Consider the following 21,081-nt stretch of genomic DNA (forward strand, 5'->3'; position numbering starts at 1 on the left):
TTCAACCACCGGAGTGAAGAATGAAACTGTTTTATAAACCAGGCGCCTGCTCACTGGCTTCCCATATTGTTCTGCGTGAAGCAGGTAAAGAGTTTGAACTGGCACGCGTGGATTTAGCAAAAAAATGCCTGGAAAATGGTGATGACTTTTTGGCTATCAACCCGAAAGGACAAATCCCGGCACTGGCCATTAATGCCGATACCCTGTTAACCGAAGGCGTGGCGATTATGCAGTATGTGGCTGACAGCGCGCCGAAAAGTGACCTGCTGCCGCCGGTAGGTTTCCTGAGCCGTTACAAGACGCTGGAGTGGCTGAATTTCGTGGCAACTGAGCTGCATAAAGGGTTTACTCCCCTGTTTCGTCCGGATACGCCGGAAGCGTTCAAACCGACCGCTCGCGCTCTGCTGGAAAAGAAACTGGAGTATGTTGACGCGGCGCTGGCAGACCAGCAGTGGATTAACGGCGAGAACTTCTCCATTGCCGATGCATACCTGTTCACGGTACTGCGCTGGGCGGTAGCGGTGAAACTGAACTTCCCGCAGGCCGGGAATATTGCCAACTATATGCAACGCGTGGCCTCTCGTCCGGCGGTTGCCGCCGCTATGGCCGCAGAAGGGATTTAATCTTCCACGCTTTTGCCATAAAAAAAGGAGTGGTTTCCCACTCCTTTTTCATGTTTCGCGTATCTGGCGATTATTTCCAGCACACCAGACAGTAGTTCTTCTTACCGCGACGTAACAGCGTATAGCGACCGAAGAGAATGTCCGTTTCCTGGAAGAAATATTCCGGGTCAGACTGTTTCTCGCCGTTGATGGTGACCGCATTGGAGGCGATGGTTTTACGCGCCTGACCACGAGATGGCTGCAGCTCCGAGTCTACCAGCGCCTGCATCAGGTCTGCGCCTTTCTCCATTTCGATCATCGGTACGCCATCCTGCGCCAGTTGCTCGAAATCCGCCTCGCTGAGATCGCTCAGGTTGCCGTTAAAAAGGCTTTCGGTAATGCGTTTTGCCGCCACCAGCCCTTCTTCGCCATGAACCAGTTTGGTCACCTGCTCGGCCAGCACATACTGGGCACGCGGTGCTTTGCCGCTGTTCTTGTCTTCTTCTTCCAGGGCATTGATCTCTTCAATGTCCATAAAGGTGAAGAATTTCAGGAAGCGATAAACGTCAGCATCCGCGGTATTGATCCAGAACTGGTAGAATTTGTACGGGCTGGTTTTCTTCGGATCGAGCCAGACTGCGCCACCTTCGGTTTTGCCGAACTTCGTGCCGTCAGCTTTGGTGATCAGCGGAACGGTCAGGCCAAAGACCTGATTCTGGTGCAGGCGACGGGTCAGATCGATACCGGAGGTGATGTTCCCCCACTGGTCGGAACCGCCAATCTGCAGCGCCACACCGTGCAGTTTGTTCAGGCAGGCAAAGTCGTAACCCTGCAGCAGGTTGTAGGAAAACTCAGTAAACGAGATACCCTGATCGTCACGGTTCAGACGCTGCTTCACCGCTTCTTTGTTGATCATCTGGTTAACGGAGAAGTGCTTGCCGATATCGCGCAGGAAAGTCAGCACGTTCATATTGCCGAACCAGTCGTAGTTGTTGGCCGCAATCGCCGCGTTTTCACCACAGTTGAAGTCGAGGAACGGCGCAACCTGTTTGCGAATTTTATCCACCCACTCCTGCACCGTGTCTTCGGTATTCAGTTTACGCTCAGCGGCTTTGAAACTCGGGTCGCCAATCAGCCCCGTCGCGCCGCCCACCAGCGCGACAGGTTTGTGCCCGGCCTGCTGGAAGCGTTTCAGGCATAACAATGGAACAAGATGCCCCAAATGCAAGCTGTCGGCGGTAGGGTCGAAGCCGCAATAGAGCGCGATCGGGCCTTGCGCCAGTCGCTCTGCTAACGCTTCCTCGTCCGTCACCTGGGCTACCAGCCCGCGCTCTTGCAATTGTTTAATCAAGTTACTGCTTGCCATCAAATTCTCCATTTAAAACGACTGCACCTCTGCCGGTACACGACTTTTCGCCAGTTGCGAAAGTTACATAGAATAAAGCGCCGGATGCAGGAGCACCAGCGCTTAGCGCAACATTTTTCAGGGTTTACGGCGCGAGGCGATCAATTTTCCATGCGTCATTTTCACGCTGGTATAAAAAACGGTCGTGGAGACGATGCGCGCCTCCCTGCCAGAACTCCATTTGCTCAATACTGACGCGATAGCCGCCCCAGAAGCTGGGTAACGGCACTTCGCCCTGCTGGAACTTCTGCTTGAGTTCAAGGAATTTGCTTTCAAGAATGCCACGCGCGGAGATCCGGCTGGATTGCTGCGAGACCCACGCGCCAATCTGGCTGTCGCGTGGACGGCTGTGGAAATACTTCACCACTTCGAGGGTAGAAAGGCGCTCAGCTTTACCGATCACCATGACCTGGCGCTCCAGCATGTGCCACGGAAACAGCAGGCTGATAGCCGGGTTTTTCTCGATCTGGTGGGCTTTGCGGCTGCCCAGGTTGGTATAAAACACCAGGCCTTTCTCGTCATAGTGTTTGAGCAGCACAATGCGCTGGTAAGGTTGACCGGTTTCATCAACAGTCGCAACGACCATCGCGGTCGGGTCGGCGAGTTTGGCTTCACACGCCTGACCAAGCCAGCGCTCAAACAGCGGCAACGGTTCGGAGGGAAGATCGGCACGGCGCAAGCCGCCTTTGGTGTACTCACGGCGCAAATGCGCGATTTGCTGCAATTGATCGTTATCAGACATGGCGTTAGCAAGATGAATTATCAGGTGGGGCTATTGTGCCCCCCCCTTGCGAAAATCTCAACGCCGCGGATTTTGTAACTGGCAGTTATTCAGTACGATGCGATCGCGCTTGTAGACCGTGGCGCCATCACCCTTCGACCAGAAAACATAAATACCGTCAGTGTAGCGTGCCCCGGACGCCGACAGACCTTGCTTGAGGATCAGCGGCGTATTGTCATAAATAAAGCTCACTTCCTGGCGGGGATGGTTCAATTTCACCGTAAGCGGCTTTTCGTCACACTGATAGTTAAGCGTATCCGTATTCATGCGCTCAACAAACTGGTTGTAGTAACTACACCCGGCGAGAAGCGCGGGCAGGCAGGCGATTAACACTCTTTTCATTAGGTTTTCCCGAGACTGTCCTGGTCATGGAGGACGCGAATAACGTCCTCCGTAAACCCCGGAGTCTAACGGTACGCAGCCTGGGTGAAAGTCAGTTAACTCTGATTCTGTCGCGGATTAGCCGGATAGATAGCCCCCAGCACGCTGGCCTGCGATGCCCCCGTTACCGAAGGTAAGTTGCCGGGTAAACCGGCCAGCGTACGCCAGGCAAGCCAGGCAAAGGCCAGGGCTTCCATATCATCGCCGCTGATTCCCGCCTCATCCGTCTTGGTGACCTCAGTACCCGGCAGCAGCGCAGAAAGGCGCGCCATCAACAACGGATTACGGCTCCCCCCGCCACAGACCAGCAACCGTTCGCAGCCGCCGCACAACAATACCTGTTCGGAAATCGTCACCGCCGTCAGTTCTACCAGCGTGGTTTCGACATCGCGCGGATCCAGCGCCGGGAAAATAGCCAACTGACGCTCAAGCCAGCCATAGTTAAAATATTCACGTCCGGTGCTTTTCGGCGCGGGTGCAGCAAAATAGGGATCGCTGAGCATGTTTTGCAGCAGCGGCAGGACGACTTTCCCACCACTCGCCCACTGGGCGTCTTTATCGTAAGGCTTGCCAAGTTGACGCCAAATCCAGGCATCCATCAGCATATTTCCTGGCCCGGTGTCATAACCGCGGACCGGCTTGTCCGGGAAAAGTAGCGAGATATTGGCGATGCCGCCGATGTTCAGCACTATCCGGCGCTCGATGGGATGTGCCAGTAACGCATGATGAAACGCCGGGACCAGCGGTGCCCCCTGCCCGCCAAGGGCAATATCGCGGCGGCGGAAATCCCCGACCACGGTCACACCGGTTAACGCGGCGATTTGATTGTTATCGCCAATTTGCAGCGTATGAGGCGCATCGCCGGTGGGTTCATGCCAGATGGTTTGACCGTGGCAACCAATAGCCACGATATCTTTTGCACTGAGTTGTTCTTGCGCCATCAGAGCAAGGACAGCTTCGGCAAAGAGTTTGCCCAGACGCGTATCCAGTTGCCCCAGTTGCGACAGGGTGAGTGGTTGGCCCTGGCAAATGCTCAGAACAGCCTCTTTCAGCGCTATCGGCATCGGCCAGGTGAGACTGGCCTGTTGGGCGACCATCTTGTCATCAATAGCGGCAAGCACAACATCCACACCATCAAGGCTTGTTCCCGACATTACGCCAATATAGCGACCCGATTTCATACGCCTTCCTCGTTGCAGGGCTTTAGACGCTCACTCCACCATAAAGTGTTTTGTAAAGCTATCGATTACAAATACTTTTTAACAATCGAATCAGAGCTCACTGAAGGAAAAACAGCGGCAGACGCTTATAATCGGCTTGTTTAGGACCGGTTAAATCCATCATTGTTATTATTTTTGCTATGTTTTGGCAGAAGATGTGACCTGGTGTGACTAAATGCCATATAATTTAACCATGACGGATGCTCAACTGAGCATGTTTTGGTGAACAGGAGATTCATAGATGATGTTACGTGCACTGGCAGTTACGCTGGTTGGATTTACTCTGGCGGGTTGTGTTAATGACAGTACTCTTTCCGGAGATGTCTATTCCGCTTCAGAAGCCAAACAAGTACAAAATGTCACTTACGGCACCATTGTCAACGTTCGTCAGGTACAGATCCAGGGCGGTGACGACAGCAACGTTGTCGGCGCTTTGGGTGGCGCAGTTCTGGGTGGCTTCCTGGGCAACACCGTGGGCGGTGGCACCGGGCGTTCTCTTGCAACAGCGGCGGGTGCTGTGGCGGGTGGCGTAGCCGGTCAGAGCGTGCAGGGTGCGATGAATAAATCACAGGGTGTGGAGCTGGAAATTCGTAAAGACGATGGCAGCAGCATTATGGTTGTGCAGAAACAGGGCAACTCCCGTTTCGTCGCCGGCCAGCGTGTCGCACTGGCAAGCAATGGTCGCCAGGTTACCGTCTCCCCGCGTTAATGGCATCACTGCCTTCGCAGGCAACGACCTGAACGTAGCGATAAAAAAGCCTCGCAGATGCGAGGCTTTTTAATTACAACTGAGCATTAGTCTCGCGACTGCAACTCAATGATGTTCTGTTCCAGCCTGGCAATCAGGCTAATCAACAAATCCAGCTCTTCCGGTGAAATACCCGAAAGAATTTCGCCCCGCGTTTGCTTAATCACCGTTTCCATTTCTTCGATGATCGGGTCAGCTTTTTCTGTCAATTTGATCCGTTTTGCACGGCGGTCATTGGCACAGGTCTGGCGAGAAATAAGCCCTTTCTCTTCCAGTTGGTCCAACGTACGCACCAGCGAAGGCTGCTCGATGCCGATCGCTTTTGCCAGTTGAATTTGCGACTGATCGGGAGGCAGCTGATGGATGTTATGCAGCGTGACCCAATGCGTTTGCGTCAATTCCAGAGGTTTCAGGCGATGGTCAATCAGAGCACGCCAGATGCGCACTAAGCGTGCCAGATCAGAACCTAATGGCGATTCCAATTTCATCTCCTTATAATTAGCTTGCTAAGTTATTATACTCATTTTAGAATAGTGTGCAGCATTTATATTGCTAAAACAAATGCATTGCTGCCTTCACCGTGTTCGCCCATTCTTAATATCTCCGTCAGGCGGTCTTCGCCGTCAAAACGAACCGGTGAACCTTTCTGTAAAGGACTAACGCTTGTGACGCTGACAATTCGCTCCCCGGAATTTCCCCTGCAGGACCTGATCTTCGGCGCTTCGGTCTACTTTCCCCCTATCTTTAAAGCAGTACTGCTGGGGTTGATGGTGTGGCTGGTTTTGCATCGCTTACTGCGTGACTGGATGTACGCAGGGGATATCTGGCATCCCATCCTGATGGATCTCTCACTTTTCGTGATCGCAATCAGTCTGTCTCTCGGCTTTTTGATCATGTGGTAACTATGCGCCTGAAATCACTTAAATACTTTTCGACGTTACTGGTTCTGGCCGTGGCGCTCGCCGCCGGCTGGTGGTTATGGAATTTCTATATGCAGGCCCCCTGGACGCGCGACGGTAAAGTCCGCGCCGAGCAGGTCAGCATCACCCCGCAAGTGTCAGGAAGCATTACTGAGCTCAATATCAAAGACAACCAGTTGGTTAAAGCGGGCGATATTCTGTTCCGAATCGACGACACACCGTACAAAATCGCCGTGCTGAATGCCCAGGCGCAACTGGCGCGCGCGCAAACCGATCTCTCCAAAGCCAACAATGAAGCCAACCGTCGCCGCCATTTGTCGAAAAATTATATTTCAGCAGAAGATCTCGATACCGCGAATATCAATGTGAAGGCGATGCAGGCGAGCGTCAATGCGGCCGAGGCCGCCCTGCAACAGGCGCAATGGCAACTTTCACAAACGCAGGTAAAAGCCCCCGTAGACGGCTGGATAACCAATCTTTCCACCCGCACCGGCAACTACGCCACCGCCGGGCAACCGCTGTTTGCACTCATCGACAGCCACTCTTTTTATGTGGTGGGGTATTTCGAAGAGACAAAATTGCGTCATATTCGGGAAGGTGCTGCGGCGCAAATCGTTCTCTACAGCGGCAATTTCACGTTACAGGGTCACGTTTCCAGTATCGGTCGGGCAATTTATGATCAGAGCGTCGAGACCGACAGCGGTCTGGTGGCAGACATCAAGCCGAATGTGCCCTGGGTGCGTCTGGCCCAGCGCGTGCCTGTTCGGATTCAGTTCGATTCCCTGCCCGCCGATGTGACGCTGGTGTCCGGCACCACCTGCACGGTATCGATCGGCGGGGCGAAGTGAAAATCGCGATTCCCCTGCCCTGGCTTACCGCGACGCGCCCTCAGTGGCGGTACGCCATGCGCAACAGTATTGCGATGTGCCTGGCCCTGACCGTCGCCTATTATCTCAATCTGGATGAACCTTACTGGGCAATGACTTCTGCCGCCGTCGTGAGTTTTCCGACCGTGGGCGGGGTGATCAGCAAAAGTCTCGGTCGCGTCGCGGGCAGCCTGTTGGGAGCGATGGCGGCGATGATCATTGCCGGACATACGCTTAACGATCCGTGGTTGTTTCTGTTCGCTATGGCCGCATGGATAGGTTTTTGTACCTGGGCCTGTGCGCAGTTCAGTAATAACGTCGCTTACGCCTTCCAGCTTGCGGGGTACACCGCCGCGATTATTGCCTTTCCGGTGGTCAATATTACGGACACCACCGAACTGTGGGATATCGCCCAGGCGCGTGTTTGTGAGGTGCTGCTGGGGATTTGCTGTGGCGGCATGATGATGATGATCATGCCGAGCACGTCTGACGGTACCGCGTTGCTGAGCGCGCTGAAAAAGATGCACGCCCGCCTGCTCGAACATGCCAGCCTGCTCTGGCAACAGGAGATAACCGACGCCATCCGCACCGCCCATGAAAATGTGATTGGGCAGATATTGACCATGAATTTGCTGCGCATCCAGGCCTTCTGGAGCCACTATCGTTTTCGTCGTCAGAACCGGCTTCTCAACCACCTGCTCCATCAGCAATTACGTCTGACCAGCGTTATCTCCAGCCTGCGCCGCCTGCTATTGAACTGGCCGCATCCGCCTGAGAATACGCGAGCAATACTCGAAACGTTGCTGGCGGAGCTCGCCCGGCCCGGTGCGCACTTTTATACCGTAGCGCGCATTATTGCCCCTCTCGCGCCGGTGAATGACGACGACTATCGGCACCGCGCCTTCTGGCACCGCTTGCGCTATTTCTGCCGACTGTATCTTGCCAGCAGCCGGTGGCTGGCGCGCCTTGAAAATGCCACCCCGATAACCGAATTTACGCTGCCCAGAAGCCGTGCTCTGGCACGTTTTACCGATAACGCCGAGGCGCTATGGAGCGGGATACGTACTTTCTGTGCACTGAGTCTGGTGGGCGCATGGACGATCACCAGCCAGTGGGAGCACGGCGATGCGGCGCTGACCCTTGCCGCCATCAGTTGCGTACTCTATTCGGTTTCTCCCGCCCCGTTTAATTCATTGACGCTTCTTCTACGTACGCTCGCGTTGCTGACATTATTCAGTTTCGTCGTGAAGTTTGGTCTGATGGTACAGATCAGCGATTTATGGGTGTTCTTGTTATTTTTGCTGCCACTGTTGACCACAATGCAGTTGCTCAAGCTCCAAATGCCCAAACTGGCCGGGCTGTGGGGGCAATTGATCGTTTTTATGGGATCGTTTATTTCGGTGACCAATCCTCCGGTTTATGATCTCGCGGATTTTTTAAATGACGATCTGGCGAAAATTCTCGGCGTGGCGCTGGCGTGGCTCTCTTTTGCCGTTTTGCGCCCAGGGTCAGATGCACGCAAAAGCCGCCGTCATATTCGTGCGCTTCGACGAGGTTTTGTCGACCAGCTCAGCCGAATGCCGACGATGAGCGAGCATGAATTTGAGTCGGTGGTTTATCACCATATTAGTCAGTTGAGTAACAGCAAAGATGCGCTCGCCCGCCGCTGGTTATTACGCTGGGGAGTGGTTTTGCTCAACTGTTCGCATGTGGTCTGGCAACTGCGTGACTGGGAGGCTCGCTCAGATCCCTTGTCGAAAGTCAGGGATCTCTGTCTGAGCCTGTTACGCGATGTGATGAGTGAACGCGGCGTGCAACAGCGCCCACTGGCCGCAACGCTTAGCGAACTGCAACGGATTTGTGATGCGCTGGCACGCCATCATCAACCTGCCGCACGGGAACTGGCATCGCTTATCTGGCGATTGTATTGCTCGTTATCGCAACTGGAGCAAGCCCCGGCAGCAGGCACACTGGCCGATTCCGCTAGCGGATAACACCACAGGCGTAACGCGCCCCGCCACCGCCGAGCGGTTTCGGCGAATCAGACATGTTATCGCCGCCAACGTGAACCATCAGGGCTTTGTCTTTCACGTCACTGAGTTTTTTCAGGCGCGGCGCAACCACCGCATCGGTCGCCTTACCGTCGTTGTTAACCACCAGCACCGGTAAATCCCCTAAATGTCCCATCCCCTCGGGGCCTTCGTGTTTACCGGTTTTATCGGGGTCGAGGTGACCACCAGCCGCCTCGGCAGCAGAGGGTTTTCCGTCTTTCAACGCAGGCTCACACGATCCTTTTGCATGAACATGAAAGCCATGTTCACCGGGCGGGAGTCCTTTTAGATCGGGCGTAAATTTCAGCCCCTTATCGGTTTCGCTGATGTTCACCGTGCCGACGGACTGCCCCGTCCCCTCGGCAGTGACGAGGTTCATCTTCACTTCGGTACTGGCCGCCTGCGCACCGGCGCAGACGAACAGTGTCAACACTGCCAGACTAAAACGCTTCATATGACCTCCGTTTTTGGCTTTTGCCCTGTAAGTTTAAACCAGGGAAAAAGATTTGGCGGAAAGTCACCTTAGCGCTTATCAGGGAACATCGTAACCCAGGGCCGCTTTGCGGATGCGGAACCACTGCTGGCGGGTCATCTCAAGGCTTGCCGCTCCAAGCGCCGAACGGACGCGTTCAATTTTTCCGGAACCGATAATCGGCAGCGGCTGCGACGGCAGACGCATCACCCAGGCATATACCACCTGTTCAATACTCTGGGCATTCAACTCTTGCGCAACTTTCGCCAGTTCATCACGCAGTGGCTGGAACGCCTCGTCGTTGAACAGACGTCCACCGCCAAGGCAGGACCAGGCCATCGGGCGAATGCGCAATTGCTGGAGTTGATCGAGCGTACCGTCCAGTAATAGCGGCTGGTGAACCGGAGAAATCTCAACCTGGTTGGTCGCCAGGGTAAACGGCAGGCGCGACTGGAGCAGCGAGAACTGCGCCGGGGTGAAGTTCGACACGCCAAAATGGCTCACTTTGCCGCTCTGGTGCAGATGCAAAAACGCCTCAGCCACTTCATCGGCATCCATCAGCGGATCCGGGCGATGAATGAGCAGCAGGTCCAGACGTTCGGTCGCCAGATTCACCAATGACTGTTCGGCGCTGGCGATAATGTGATCGCGGCTGGTGATATAGTGGCCCAGCACATTCTCAGCACGGGCAGTGGTGGCGATGCCGCATTTAGAGACAATCTCCATGCGTTGACGCAGATGGGGAGCCAGCTTGAGCGCCTCGCCAAAAGCCGCTTCGCACTGATAACCACCGTAGATGTCCGCATGGTCGACGGTGGTGACACCGAGATCCAGGTGCTCCTCAATAAAACTCACCAACTGACGGGCAGACATATTCCAGTCCATCAGTCGCCAGTAACCCATCACAAAACGCGAGAACTCCGGTCCCTGCGGCGCAAGGGTAATTCTCTGAACCATAACCACTTCCTCAGCAATAATTTGCCGTGAGTATACGCAATTATGGCGTCAAAACAGTGAAGGTTGCTCAGGTTCTTCAGGCGGGAGGGCTTTATTCGCCCGTAATTTGCGCAGAAAACGCTGACGACACAGGCGCAGGACATCCTGTTTTTGGGCGTCGCTCATGGTTTGCCAGTTGAACCGTTCTTCGCGGCTGCGCATACAGCCACGGCAAAATCCCCGCTCATCTGACTGGCATATTCCCCGGCACGGGCTCTGGACGGGGAAAAACTCCAGTTGTTCTGGCACGCATCGCCTCCTGTAGTATTCGTCTCTCTTTATTGAAGACTGCGCGCGCGGAACCTGCAAGATTGAGATCGCATCTATTGCTACTTGCAATAGACCAATCGGTCTAGTAGATTGTGCCCATGAGCAGAAATACTGAACACGATACCCGCGAACACCTGCTGGAAACCGGCGAGCGCTTATGCATGCATCGCGGTTTTACGGGCATGGGGTTAAGCGAATTACTGAAAACAGCGGAAGTGCCGAAGGGCTCTTTCTACCACTATTTTCGCTCGAAAGAGGCGTTCGGGGTTGCGATGCTCGAACGTCATTATGCCGGGTATCACCAGCGTCTGATGGATCATTTTGCCACAGGCGCAGGAAACTATCGCGATCGCCTGCTCGCGTATTATCAGCAGACACTGATCCAGTTTTGTGATCAGGGGATTATCAGCGGCTGCCTGACCGTCAAGCTTTCTGCCGAGGTGTGTGACCTGTCAGAAACGATGCGTGAAGCCATGGACAAAGGTGCCAGTGGCATTATCACCTTACTGGCACAGGCGCTGGAAAGCGGCCGCCGTGATCAGTGTCTGACCTTTACTGGTGATGCGCTGACCCAGGCGCAGGTGCTCTATTCCCTGTGGCTGGGTGCCAATCTGCAGGCTAAGATTTCACGCAGTGCCGTGCCGCTGGAAAGTGCGCTGGCCCATGCGAAAACGATTATTGCAGCGCCTCTTTAACAGGCGTTTTTATTTACCACTTTACTAGTCGACCGGTCTATTCAGGAGAATTTATGTCCAGCAATTTGTTTACGCCGCTGAAAATTGGCGCGATTACCATCCCAAACCGTGTGCTGATGGCTCCGCTGACACGTCTGCGCAGCATTGAGCCTGGCGATATCCCGACTCCGCTGATGGGCGAATACTACCGCCAGCGCGCCAGCTCTGGCCTAATCATCAGTGAAGCGACCCAAATCTCTGCACAGGCGAAAGGCTATGCAGGCGCGCCGGGCCTTCACAGCCCGGAACAAATTGCCGCATGGAAAAAAATCACCGCTGGCGTACACGCTGAAAACGGTCATATGGCGGTTCAGCTCTGGCACACCGGACGCATTTCTCACACCAGCCTGCAGCCTGGCGGCCAGGCACCTGTTGCCCCTTCGGCGATCAGTTCCGGTACCCGTACCTCCCTGCGTGACGCTAACGGCAACGCAACCCGCGAAGACACGTCGATGCCGCGAGCGCTGGAAACCAGCGAAATTCCGGGCATCGTCAATGATTTCCGTCAGGCCGTCATCAACGCACGTGAAGCCGGTTTTGATTTAGTCGAACTGCACTCTGCCCACGGCTATCTGTTGCACCAGTTCCTGTCACCGTCTGCCAACCAGCGTACCGACCAGTATGGCGGCAGCATCGAAAACCGCGCCCGCCTGGTGCTGGAAGTTGTTGATGCCGTAAGCGCTGCCTGGAGTGCGGATCGCATCGGTATTCGCGTCTCCCCTATCGGTTCCTTCCAGAACACCGATAACGGCCCGAATGAAGAAGAAGACGCACTGTACTTTATTGAAGAACTGGGTAAACGCGGGATTGCCTATCTGCACATGTCCGAGCCGGACTGGGCAGGCGGTCAGCCGTACACCGAGGAGTTCCGTCGCAAAGTGCGTGAGCGTTTCCACGGCCCCATCATCGGTGCTGGCGCCTACACGGTAGAAAAAGCAGAAGATCTGATTGCGAAAGGCTTGATTGACGCCGTGGCCTTTGGTCGTGCTTACATCGCTAACCCGGATCTGGTTGAACGCCTGCAGCGCAAAGCAGAACTGAACCCGCAACGCCCGGAAAGCTTCTATGGCGGTGGCGCGGAAGGTTATACCGACTACCCTTCTTTATAATCACTTCGTTGATAGCGGCAGGGATCCGCCGCTATACTAAAACTCTGTTTCGAATGACAATTCATTGACGCTTAAGAGGACATTATGCGCTTACTTCACACCATGCTGCGCGTTGGCGACCTGCAACGCTCCATTGATTTCTACACCAAAGTGCTGGGCATGCAGTTGCTGCGTACCAGTGAAAACCCGGAATACAAATACTCACTGGCCTTTGTGGGTTATGGTCCGGAAACAGAAACGGCAGTTATCGAACTGACCTATAACTGGGGCGTAGATAAATATGACCTGGGCAGCGCTTACGGTCATATCGCGCTGGAAGTGGATAATGCGGCAGAAGCCTGTGAGCGTATTCGTCAAAATGGCGGCAACGTAACGCGTGAAGCCGGTCCGGTAAAAGGCGGCACAACCGTTATCGCTTTTATTGAAGATCCGGACGGCTATAAAGTCGAACTGATTGAAGCCAAAGACGCGGGACGCGGTTTGGGCAATTAATGCTTTACGGGCGCCTGTGGCGCCCGCTGTTTTACATCCCTTCGCAAAATTTGCCATAATGCGCTGCCATTTTCCCTTAGCAAGAGACTCCAATGTCCGATAACGCCCAACTTACCGGTCTGTGCGACCGTTTTCGCGGTTTTTACCCTGTCGTGATTGATGTTGAAACCGCCGGGTTTAACGCCAAAACCGATGCACTGCTGGAGGTCGCTGCCATCACACTGAAAATGGACGACCAGGGTTGGTTAATGCCTGACAGTACCCTGCATTTTCATGTTGAACCGTTTGAGGGAGCGAACCTGCAGCCGGAAGCACTGGCATTTAACGGTATCGACCCGAATAACCCGCTGCGGGGTGCCGTGAGCGAGCACGACGCGCTCCACGCTATTTTCAAGATGGTGCGCAAAGGTATTAAAGATCAGAACTGTAATCGCGCCATTATGGTGGCTCACAACGCCACCTTCGACCACAGCTTTATGATGGCTGCCGCTGAGCGCGCATCCCTTAAGCGTAATCCGTTCCATCCGTTCGTCACTTTCGACACCGCCTCGTTGAGCGGGCTGGCGCTGGGGCAAACGGTGCTCTCAAAAGCCTGCGCCACCGCCGGCATTAATTTCGACGCAACCCAGGCACACTCCGCGCTGTACGACACTGAGCAGACTGCGCTGTTGTTTTGCGAGATAGTTAACCGCTGGAAACGGCTGGGCGGCTGGCCGCTACCCATCGCAGATAGCGAGGCATAAAAAAAGCGACCCGAAGGTCGCTTTTTTATTGCGATGATTATTCCGCGTCCGGCTCTTCGGATTTGTACTTCGCCGCCGTCTCTTTGATCAGTTGCTGCAATTCGCCGCGCTGGTACATTTCGATTACGATGTCGCACCCGCCAACCAGCTCGCCATCAACCCACAGTTGCGGGAAGGTCGGCCAGTTTGCATATTTCGGCAGCTCGGCGCGAATGTCCGGGTTTTGCAGAATATCAACGTAAGCAAAACGTTCGCCACAGGCGGAGAGCGCTTGCACTGCCTGTGCGGAAAAGCCGCAGCTTGGCAGCTTCGGAGAGCCTTTCATATACAGGAGAATCGGGTTTTCAGCGATCTGACGCTGGATTTTTTCAAGGGTAGAGCTCATTGTCTTGCTTCCTTCAACTTCTTTTCGGCAGATAGTCGTCATTGTAACGGTTAAGGTGCGTAACCGAAAATAACATTTTGTTCACCACTCATTATTTTATCGTCTGTCGCGGTAAGTTGCTTTTAAAATATCACTTATCTTACGTTTCACCGCACGCCAATAGTTCAACATTTGAGCTTCTTCCAGAGCCAATTGGTGATTTTTTTTGCGCTTGCTAACGAAACACAGTTTTAGATGCAAAAACCCTATTAACTTTTGTGCTTTTTTTAGATTAGAATCGACGCGGTTCTAAATCATACGCAAGCATTATTGAATGCCTGCACTTATCAGGGGATTGCTCAGTGGCGCGAATTCATACAGCTTCGATCACGCTCTGTGCTTTGTTGTTCACCACGTTGACTTTCACGCCATTAGCGAATGCTTCCGAGCAGACGCGAGGTTCGGCCGTGCATAAGACAACGCATCTGGCGAAAGCATCCGAGAGTAAGAAAAAAACCACCACAGAAAAAACATCAAAGAAAAGCAGTCGCACCGAAACAAAAACAACGGCTAAAGCCGGAAATAAAAAAGTGGCAGTGACGAAAAAATCGTCAACCAGCAACAAAAATACCACCAGTAAGAATTCCTCCCGTCACAGTAAAACCAGCACGAAACCCATCGCCGCTACCGCTATGACGGAAAAATGCACAAAGCGTAAAGGCCATAAACCGCACTGTGTAAAAGTGAAAAACAGCAAACTTGTTGCGCTTTCCGATGCGCACAAAGTCCGCATCCAAAAAGTACAGAAAACTGCCATGTCCAAGCTGATGAATCAGATTGGCAAACCTTACCATTGGGGCGGCACCTCCCCGATGACCGGCTTTGATTGCAGTGGTCTGGTCTATTACGCCTATAAAGATCTGGTGAAATTCCGCATTCCCCGCACCGCGAACGAAATGTATCACCTGCGTGATGCCTCTCCGGTCAACGTTGCGGAACTGGAAAGCGGCGATCTGGTGTTCTTCCGTACACAGGGTCGTGGTACCGCGGATCACGTGGGTGTGTATGTCGGCAACGGCAAATTCATTCAGTCACCACGCAGCGGCCAGGATATTCAGATTACCTCATTAAGCGAAGATTACTGGCAGCGTCATTATGTGGGTGCCCGCAGAGTGGTTACGCCAAAAACCATCCGCTAATCTCCTGCCTGCCGCTAATGCGGCAGGTAACTCTCTCTTTTTTCTCCCCTTTCGATTTGCTACCCTATCCTTACACTCAATAAGGTTATTGAGTGCATTACAACAATAAGGAGTGAAGCAATGTCGTTCGAATTACCTGCATTACCGTATGCAAAAGACGCCCTGGCTCCGCACATTTCTGCGGAAACACTGGAGTACCATCACGGCAAACATCATCAGGCTTATGTCACCAACCTGAACAACCTGATTAAAGGCAGCCCGCTGGAAGGTAAAACGCTGGAAGAGATTATTCGTAGCTCTGAGGGCGGCGTGTTTAACAATGCAGCCCAGGTCTGGAACCACACCTTCTACTGGCATTGTCTGGCACCGAACGCAGGCGGTGAACCAACCGGTGCAGTGGCGGCTGCGATCACCGAGGCTTTTGGCAGCTTTGCTGAGTTTAAAGCGAAATTCACGGATGCCGCAGTAAAGAACTTTGGTTCAGGCTGGACGTGGCTTGTGAAAAACGCCGATGGCAAACTGGCCATTGTTTCGACATCAAATGCCGGAACACCGCTGACCACCGACGCCACGCCGCTGCTGACTGTGGATGTGTGGGAACACGCTTACTACATTGACTATCGTAACGCCCGTCCAAACTATCTGGAGCATTTCTGGGCGCTGGTCAACTGGGAGTTTGTCGCGAAGAACCTCGCCGCGTAATCATCAGGAGGGGAAACCCTCCTGTTTTTTTACTCCGCTGCTGTGCAGGTGCGTTCTGCGCTGGCTCTGCCGGAAAACAGCACCAACAGTAACGCCATCCCTGCAATAATCGCCCCGGTAACCGGCACAACGGTATACCCCAGGCCACCCGAAATCACCGCGCCCCCTGCCGCTGCCCCCAGCGCATTGCCCAGGTTAAACGCGCCAATATTGACAGACGACGACAATCCGGGTGCTTCATGTGCCACACGCATAACACGCATCTGCAACGGAGGCACTACCGCAAAGGTTGCCGCGCCCCAGATAACCATGCTGATTGCCGCACCGATCTCACTGCGCGCCAGCCAGGGGATCGCAACCATAATCACGATCAATAACAGCAAGAAGCCTTTCAGGGTCGCCGTGACCGAGCGGTCAGCCAGCTTGCCACCAAGGTAGTTGCCGATGGAGAATCCAACGCCCACCAGCACCAGCATCGCGGTGATAAAGGCCGGAGTGGCATCGGTAATACGGTGCAGGACCGGTGAAATGTAGGTGTAAAGCGTGAACATCGCCCCTGCCCCCAGTACCGTCGTCAGTAACGCGGAAACCACCTGAGGTCGCATCAAGACCGCTAACTCTTTGCGCACATCAGGACGTTCGCCGGCACTGCCTTTCGGCAAGGAAAAATAGAGACTGACCATGGCGATAACCCCCAGCCCCGCCGTAGCAAGGAACGACATGCGCCAGCCAATCGCCCCGCCCAGCCAGGTTGCTGCGGGCACACCGCCAATATTGGCGATAGTCAGCCCCATAAACATGGTCGCCACTGCGCTTGCCTGTTTTTCTTTTGCCACCACGCTTGCAGCCACCACAGAACCCAACCCAAAGAAAGCGCCATGGTTAAGGCTTGTAATAATGCGGGAGAGCATCAGTGTTGTGTAATCAGGTGAAAGTGCTGACAGCACATTGCCGAGGGTAAAAATCGCCATCAGGAATACCAGCGCATTACGTCGTGCCCGGTGTGAAAGCAGCAATGTCATTAACGGTGCTCCAACCATCACGCCAATGGCATAAGCGCTAATAAGCATACCCGCTGCCGGGATCGAGACATCCACGCCCTGGGCGATAACGGGCAGTAACCCCATGGGGGAAAATTCGGTCGTACCGATGCCGAAAGCGCCAATCGCCAGGGCAAGCAGTGGGAAATTAATCTTCATAAATAGACTCCGGAATTGCCGTGTCGACGCGCGACACCGTCACAGAAGTCAAAAGTATGACATTAATCACAAAAAACAGAAGTTAGCGAAATGGGAAAAGACTATTGCTAATTTGATGACAATCGGGGAGTGAAACGAGGGAGAGTGGCCTCTCCCACGGGATAGATCAATGCAGTGCGGCAGTCAGCCCGCCAGCAACAATCAGGGCGAGTACAATCACGGTAGTCACTAAAGAAAACTTCAGGTCGGTGCTCATCAATTTTTCTCCTTATTAATTCCCACACAGAAAGTGATGTAACGCATTTTTGCACAAATAAACGTAAAAATCTTGCAGGATTTAGGGTGATACACGTTTTAGCACTTCCCCTTTTGGTCAAGATCAGACAAAATTCGACGCTAAATTTATTAGCGTACCGGCCATTGACTCCCCTCCTGACGTCCAGTGTCTTTTTCCCGGCGTATTGCAATCCCTTCTTTGGGTACAGGGTGATGGAAGGCAAACGTTTACCTTATGTATTATCAGGAGTTTACGATATGGTCTGGAGTAAGATCTGATGGCAACGATTAAAGACGTAGCGAAGCGAGCAAACGTTTCCACCACAACCGTATCACACGTAATTAACAAGACGCGTTTCGTTGCAGAAGAGACGCGTAACGCCGTCTGGGCGGCGATTAAAGAATTACATTACTCCCCCAGCGCGGTTGCCCGCAGCCTGAAAGTCAATCACACAAAATCTATTGGCCTGCTGGCGACCAGTAGCGAGGCGGCTTATTTCGCTGAGATCATCGAGGCGGTTGAGAAAAATTGTTTCCAGAAAGGCTATACCCTTATTCTCGGTAACGCCTGGAATAACCTGGAAAAACAGCGCGCCTATCTGTCCATGATGGCGCAAAAACGTGTGGATGGCCTGCTGGTCATGTGTTCTGAATATCCGGAATCGTTACTCAGTATGCTGGAAGAGTATCGCCACATTCCCATGGTGGTCATGGACTGGGGCGAAGCAAAGGCCGATTTTACCGATACGGTGATCGATAATGCCTTTGCCGGCGGCTATATGGCTGGCCGTTACCTGATTGAACGCGGCCATCGCGAAATTGGCGTTATCCCAGGCCCCCTTGAGCGCAACACGGGCGCAGGCCGTCTGAGCGGGTTTATGAAAGCGATGGAAGAGGCCCATATCACCGTGCCAGAAAACTGGATCGTGCAGGGTGACTTTGAGCCGGAGTCTGGCTATCGCGCCATGCAACAGATCCTGACCCAGTCCTCTCGCCCGACCGCGGTGTTCTGCGGCGGCGATATTATGGCAATGGGCGCGTTGTGTGCGGCAGACGAAATGGGCCTGCGCGTGCCGCAGGATATTTCGGTGATCGGTTATGATAACGTGCGCAATTCGCGTTTCTTTACCCCTTCACTAACGACCATTCACCAGCCGAAAGACTCGCTGGGGGAAACCGCGTTTAACATGCTGCTTGACCGCATCGTGAACAAACGTGAAGAATCACAGTCGATTGAAGTGCATCCGCGCCTGATTGAACGCCGCTCGGTTGCCGATGGTCCGTTCCGCGACTATCGCCGTTAATCCTGCCGGGAGCAGTTCACTCCTGCTCCCGCAGCCATTCCCTGTTCAGCGTTTCGCTGTCGCCCAGATAACTCAGTAACCAACTCAGCGCCGGTGAGGCGTCATTCTGCTGCCAGGTCAGACAACATGCGGCGTCCGGGAAGGGGTTTTCCAGTGCCAGCGCAACCCACTCACCGCGATCGATCCACGGGCGGGCGAAATGTGCAGGCACCATCCCAATACACAACCCGGCAGACAAACAGGCCGCAGATGACTCCCAGTCCGGGGCGACAACCCGTTTCTGATTATCCAAAAGCCAGGTGATGCGTTTAGGCAGCGAGCGGGAGGTATCTTCGCGTACCAGTGAGGGCCAGTTGCGCAACGTATCATCACTGAGCGGTGATGCCATCGTTGCCAGAGGATGATGGCGGGCGACCACGCATTTCCAGCTCAGCATGCCCATATCGCGAAAGGTATATCGGCCCCCGACCGGAATCGCCTGGGTCGCGCCGATAGCCAGTTCGACACGCCCGTCGGCCAGCGCATCCCACACACCGTTAAACACCTCCTGGGAGACCAGCAGTTCGACATCGCTAAAATGGCGATAAAAATCGACAATCATCTGGCGCGTACGTTCCGGTTTGACGATGTTATCGACCGCGATAGATAGCTGCCCCCGCCAGCCGTTGGCGATTTGCTGGCATTGTTGACGGGTGATCTGCATTTTTTTGATAACAGAACGCCCCTCTTTCAAAAACCACACGCCAGCCGGCGTCAACTCCACATCCCGGTGACGACGTTCAAACAACGGCACCGCCAGCCACTCTTCAAGCTGACGCACGGTATAGCTGACCGCAGAAGGCACGCGGTGTAACTCCTGCGCCGCACCGCTAAAGCTGCCGTTTCGCGCCACGGCATCAACCACTTCGAGAGAATATTCTGACCACATAATCTGCCTGCAAAAATTTTGAAATCAATGCGCAAATATTAGCGTTTCACAAGCCGACTTGCACTCCTTAGACTCTGGAGCCCTGTTAACCTGCCATAAAAAAGAGATCTGCCATGCAACCTGGAAAAGGATTTTTAGTCTGGCTCGCGGGCTTAAGCGTACTGGGCTTTCTGGCCACCGATATGTACCTGCCGGCGTTCGCCGATATTCAGCAAGATTTAAATACGTCTGCCGCAGCGGTCAGCGCGACGCTGAGCCTGTTCCTTGCGGGCTTTGCCGTTGCCCAACTGGTCTGGGGACCGCTGTCGGATCGCTATGGCCGTAAACCCATTTTGCTAAGCGGCCTGGCCATTTTCGCCGTCGGCTGCCTTGGTATGCTGTGGGTTCAGGATGCTGTCTGGTTGCTGGTGTTGCGTTTTGTCCAGGCGGTAGGTGTCTGTGCTGCTGCCGTGACCTGGCAGGCGCTGGTAACAGATCACTATCCGGCGCAGCGTACAAACCGCATTTTTGCCACCATCATGCCGCTGGTGGGGTTATCGCCTGCCCTTGCGCCGCTGCTTGGTAGCTGGATTCTGGCGCACTTCTCCTGGCAGGCGATCTTCGCCACATTATTTGTTATCACCGTCATATTGATGCTTCCGGCACTGCGTCTGCGTCCTGGCGCGCAGAAACCGGCAAAAACCGCACAGGCGCTGACCTTCGCCGCGCTGTTGCGCGATAAAGCCTATCGCGGCAACGTGCTGATTTATGCCGCCTGCTCAGCCAGCTTTTTTGCCTGGCTTACCGGTTCACCGTTTATTCTTCATGAAATGGGCTACGGCCCGGCGGTTATCGGCCTGAGTTATGTGCCGCAAACCATCGCCTTTCTGGTCGGTGGCTACGGCTGTCGCGCCGCCTTGCAGAAATGGTCTGGTGCCCGTTTATTACCGTGGTTGCTGCTGGCCTTCGCATTGAGCGTTGCGGCAACCTGGGGCGTGGGGTTAATGCCTGGCGCCTCACTGACCGCCCTGCTGATCCCCTTCTGTCTGATGGCGATGGCAAATGGCGCAATCTATCCGATTGTCGTGGCTCAGGCGTTGCGCCCCTTCCCGCAGGCTACCGGACGGGCGGCCGCCTTGCAGAATACACTGCAGTTAGGGCTGTGTTTTGTCGCAAGTCTGGTGGTATCGGCTCTGATTACCCATCCGCTGCTCGCCACCACCAGCGTGATGCTGTCAACGGTCGTTTTGGTCGCTTTTGGCTACCGTATGCAGCGCCAGGAAAGTGAGAGTTATCAAGCGGATGAAGCCAGTGAGTCATCCTCGCACGCGTAATTTCAT

25 protein-coding genes are annotated in these 21,081 nt (G+C 54.1%); 13 read left to right on the plus strand and 12 right to left on the minus strand.

The genetic code is table 11. From position 1 onward, the window contains the following. Positions 1–20 precede the first annotated feature (20 nt). Positions 21–623 carry a glutathione transferase GstA gene (gene gstA, locus ABIB59_RS00495; RefSeq protein ID WP_041851544.1) on the plus strand — a complete coding sequence of 201 codons (603 nt, stop codon included), beginning with the start codon at positions 21–23 and terminating at the stop codon, positions 621–623. Positions 624–693: 70 nt separating this feature from the next. On the opposite strand, the gene tyrS is transcribed toward gstA, so the two are convergent. From tyrS to anmK, 4 genes are all read right to left on the minus strand, one after another. Next, entirely contained in the window at positions 694–1,968 is a 1,275-nt protein-coding gene (tyrS, locus tag ABIB59_RS00500) for a tyrosine--tRNA ligase (protein WP_041851545.1), read from the minus strand. A 124-nt stretch (positions 1,969–2,092) separates the two neighbouring features. Beyond that, positions 2,093–2,749 (minus strand): pyridoxamine 5'-phosphate oxidase, encoded by a 657-nt coding sequence (gene pdxH / locus ABIB59_RS00505; RefSeq protein WP_041851546.1) that lies wholly within the window; start codon positions 2,747–2,749, stop codon positions 2,093–2,095. A 57-nt stretch (positions 2,750–2,806) separates the two neighbouring features. Beyond that, complete coding sequence (gene mliC / locus ABIB59_RS00510) at positions 2,807–3,130, minus strand: C-type lysozyme inhibitor (RefSeq protein ID WP_041851547.1); 324 nt, start codon at positions 3,128–3,130, stop codon at positions 2,807–2,809. 95 nt (positions 3,131–3,225) lie between these two features. Further along, positions 3,226–4,350, minus strand: a complete 1,125-nt coding sequence (anmK, locus tag ABIB59_RS00515; protein WP_071195337.1) for an anhydro-N-acetylmuramic acid kinase — start codon at positions 4,348–4,350, stop codon at positions 3,226–3,228. Positions 4,351–4,630: 280 nt separating this feature from the next. Between anmK and slyB the strand changes: the two genes are divergently transcribed. Further along, positions 4,631–5,098, plus strand: coding sequence for an outer membrane lipoprotein SlyB (gene slyB, locus ABIB59_RS00520; protein WP_071195338.1), 468 nt, complete (start codon positions 4,631–4,633; stop codon positions 5,096–5,098). 86 nt (positions 5,099–5,184) lie between these two features. Here slyB and slyA read toward each other — a convergent pair whose 3' ends face one another. Then, positions 5,185–5,625 (minus strand): transcriptional regulator SlyA, encoded by a 441-nt coding sequence (gene slyA / locus ABIB59_RS00525; protein ID WP_041851550.1) that lies wholly within the window; start codon positions 5,623–5,625, stop codon positions 5,185–5,187. 177 nt (positions 5,626–5,802) lie between these two features. On the opposite strand from slyA, the gene ABIB59_RS00530 reads away from it, so the two are divergent. From ABIB59_RS00530 to ABIB59_RS00540, 3 genes are read left to right on the plus strand one after another with little or no spacing between them, the layout of a single operon-like run. Continuing rightward, on the plus strand, positions 5,803–6,039 hold the full coding sequence (locus ABIB59_RS00530) for a DUF1656 domain-containing protein (protein WP_071195339.1): 237 nt from the start codon (positions 5,803–5,805) through the stop codon (positions 6,037–6,039). 2 nt (positions 6,040–6,041) lie between these two features. After that, positions 6,042–6,905, plus strand: coding sequence for an efflux RND transporter periplasmic adaptor subunit (locus tag ABIB59_RS00535; RefSeq protein WP_041851552.1), 864 nt, complete (start codon positions 6,042–6,044; stop codon positions 6,903–6,905). Continuing rightward, positions 6,902–8,917: an FUSC family protein gene (locus tag ABIB59_RS00540; protein WP_418904027.1), complete on the plus strand. Its 2,016-nt coding sequence runs from the start codon at positions 6,902–6,904 to the stop codon at positions 8,915–8,917. The genes ABIB59_RS00535 and ABIB59_RS00540 overlap by 4 nt, the downstream gene beginning before the upstream one ends. Here the strand turns inward: ABIB59_RS00540 and sodC are convergent. From sodC to ABIB59_RS00555, 3 genes are all read right to left on the minus strand, one after another. Then, a complete protein-coding gene (gene sodC / locus ABIB59_RS00545; protein WP_079498088.1) occupies positions 8,907–9,428 on the minus strand; it encodes a superoxide dismutase [Cu-Zn] SodC in 522 nt (173 codons plus the stop codon). The two genes, ABIB59_RS00540 and sodC, sit on opposite strands and share 11 nt — an antisense overlap. A gap of 78 nt (positions 9,429–9,506) precedes the next feature. Then, entirely contained in the window at positions 9,507–10,403 is an 897-nt protein-coding gene (locus tag ABIB59_RS00550) for an aldo/keto reductase (protein WP_079498089.1), read from the minus strand. Positions 10,404–10,451: 48 nt separating this feature from the next. Further along, a complete protein-coding gene (locus ABIB59_RS00555) occupies positions 10,452–10,691 on the minus strand; it encodes a DUF1289 domain-containing protein (RefSeq protein WP_041851556.1) in 240 nt (79 codons plus the stop codon). A gap of 119 nt (positions 10,692–10,810) precedes the next feature. Here ABIB59_RS00555 and ABIB59_RS00560 point away from each other — a divergent pair, with 119 nt between their 5' ends. The 4 genes from ABIB59_RS00560 to rnt all read left to right on the plus strand — a co-directional run bounded on the left by ABIB59_RS00560 (position 10,811) and on the right by rnt (position 13,790). Beyond that, positions 10,811–11,407: a TetR/AcrR family transcriptional regulator gene (locus ABIB59_RS00560; protein WP_354033633.1), complete on the plus strand. Its 597-nt coding sequence runs from the start codon at positions 10,811–10,813 to the stop codon at positions 11,405–11,407. A 53-nt stretch (positions 11,408–11,460) separates the two neighbouring features. Beyond that, complete coding sequence (locus ABIB59_RS00565; RefSeq protein WP_041851558.1) at positions 11,461–12,555, plus strand: alkene reductase; 1,095 nt, start codon at positions 11,461–11,463, stop codon at positions 12,553–12,555. Positions 12,556–12,639: 84 nt separating this feature from the next. Continuing rightward, positions 12,640–13,047, plus strand: a complete 408-nt coding sequence (gene gloA, locus ABIB59_RS00570; protein ID WP_041851559.1) for a lactoylglutathione lyase — start codon at positions 12,640–12,642, stop codon at positions 13,045–13,047. 92 nt (positions 13,048–13,139) lie between these two features. Continuing rightward, positions 13,140–13,790, plus strand: a complete 651-nt coding sequence (gene rnt / locus ABIB59_RS00575; RefSeq protein ID WP_041851560.1) for a ribonuclease T — start codon at positions 13,140–13,142, stop codon at positions 13,788–13,790. Between the two features lie 37 nt (positions 13,791–13,827). On the opposite strand, the gene grxD is transcribed toward rnt, so the two are convergent. Continuing rightward, complete coding sequence (grxD, locus tag ABIB59_RS00580) at positions 13,828–14,175, minus strand: monothiol glutaredoxin 4 (protein WP_041851561.1); 348 nt, start codon at positions 14,173–14,175, stop codon at positions 13,828–13,830. Between the two features lie 341 nt (positions 14,176–14,516). Between grxD and ABIB59_RS00585 the strand changes: the two genes are divergently transcribed. Together ABIB59_RS00585 and sodB are read left to right on the plus strand one after the other, a co-directional pair. Next, complete coding sequence (locus ABIB59_RS00585) at positions 14,517–15,353, plus strand: C40 family peptidase (protein WP_354033636.1); 837 nt, start codon at positions 14,517–14,519, stop codon at positions 15,351–15,353. Between the two features lie 120 nt (positions 15,354–15,473). Further along, a complete protein-coding gene (gene sodB / locus ABIB59_RS00590) occupies positions 15,474–16,055 on the plus strand; it encodes a superoxide dismutase [Fe] (protein WP_079498092.1) in 582 nt (193 codons plus the stop codon). Positions 16,056–16,084: 29 nt separating this feature from the next. On the opposite strand, the gene ABIB59_RS00595 is transcribed toward sodB, so the two are convergent. Further along, positions 16,085–17,254, minus strand: coding sequence for an MFS transporter (locus ABIB59_RS00595; RefSeq protein WP_071195344.1), 1,170 nt, complete (start codon positions 17,252–17,254; stop codon positions 16,085–16,087). 166 nt (positions 17,255–17,420) lie between these two features. Then, positions 17,421–17,510, minus strand: a complete 90-nt coding sequence (gene cydH, locus ABIB59_RS00600) for a cytochrome bd-I oxidase subunit CydH (RefSeq protein ID WP_090086635.1) — start codon at positions 17,508–17,510, stop codon at positions 17,421–17,423. A gap of 298 nt (positions 17,511–17,808) precedes the next feature. On the opposite strand from cydH, the gene purR reads away from it, so the two are divergent. Beyond that, on the plus strand, positions 17,809–18,834 hold the full coding sequence (gene purR, locus ABIB59_RS00605) for an HTH-type transcriptional repressor PurR (protein WP_041851565.1): 1,026 nt from the start codon (positions 17,809–17,811) through the stop codon (positions 18,832–18,834). A gap of 16 nt (positions 18,835–18,850) precedes the next feature. On the opposite strand, the gene punR is transcribed toward purR, so the two are convergent. After that, positions 18,851–19,762 (minus strand): DNA-binding transcriptional activator PunR, encoded by a 912-nt coding sequence (gene punR / locus ABIB59_RS00610; protein ID WP_041851566.1) that lies wholly within the window; start codon positions 19,760–19,762, stop codon positions 18,851–18,853. Positions 19,763–19,875: 113 nt separating this feature from the next. Here punR and punC point away from each other — a divergent pair, with 113 nt between their 5' ends. After that, positions 19,876–21,075, plus strand: coding sequence for a purine nucleoside transporter PunC (gene punC, locus ABIB59_RS00615; protein ID WP_041851567.1), 1,200 nt, complete (start codon positions 19,876–19,878; stop codon positions 21,073–21,075). Positions 21,076–21,081 lie beyond the last annotated feature (6 nt).

It is taken from the genome of Citrobacter sp. UYEF32, from assembly GCF_040546205.1.
Lineage (GTDB): Bacteria > Pseudomonadota > Gammaproteobacteria > Enterobacterales > Enterobacteriaceae > Phytobacter > Phytobacter diazotrophicus.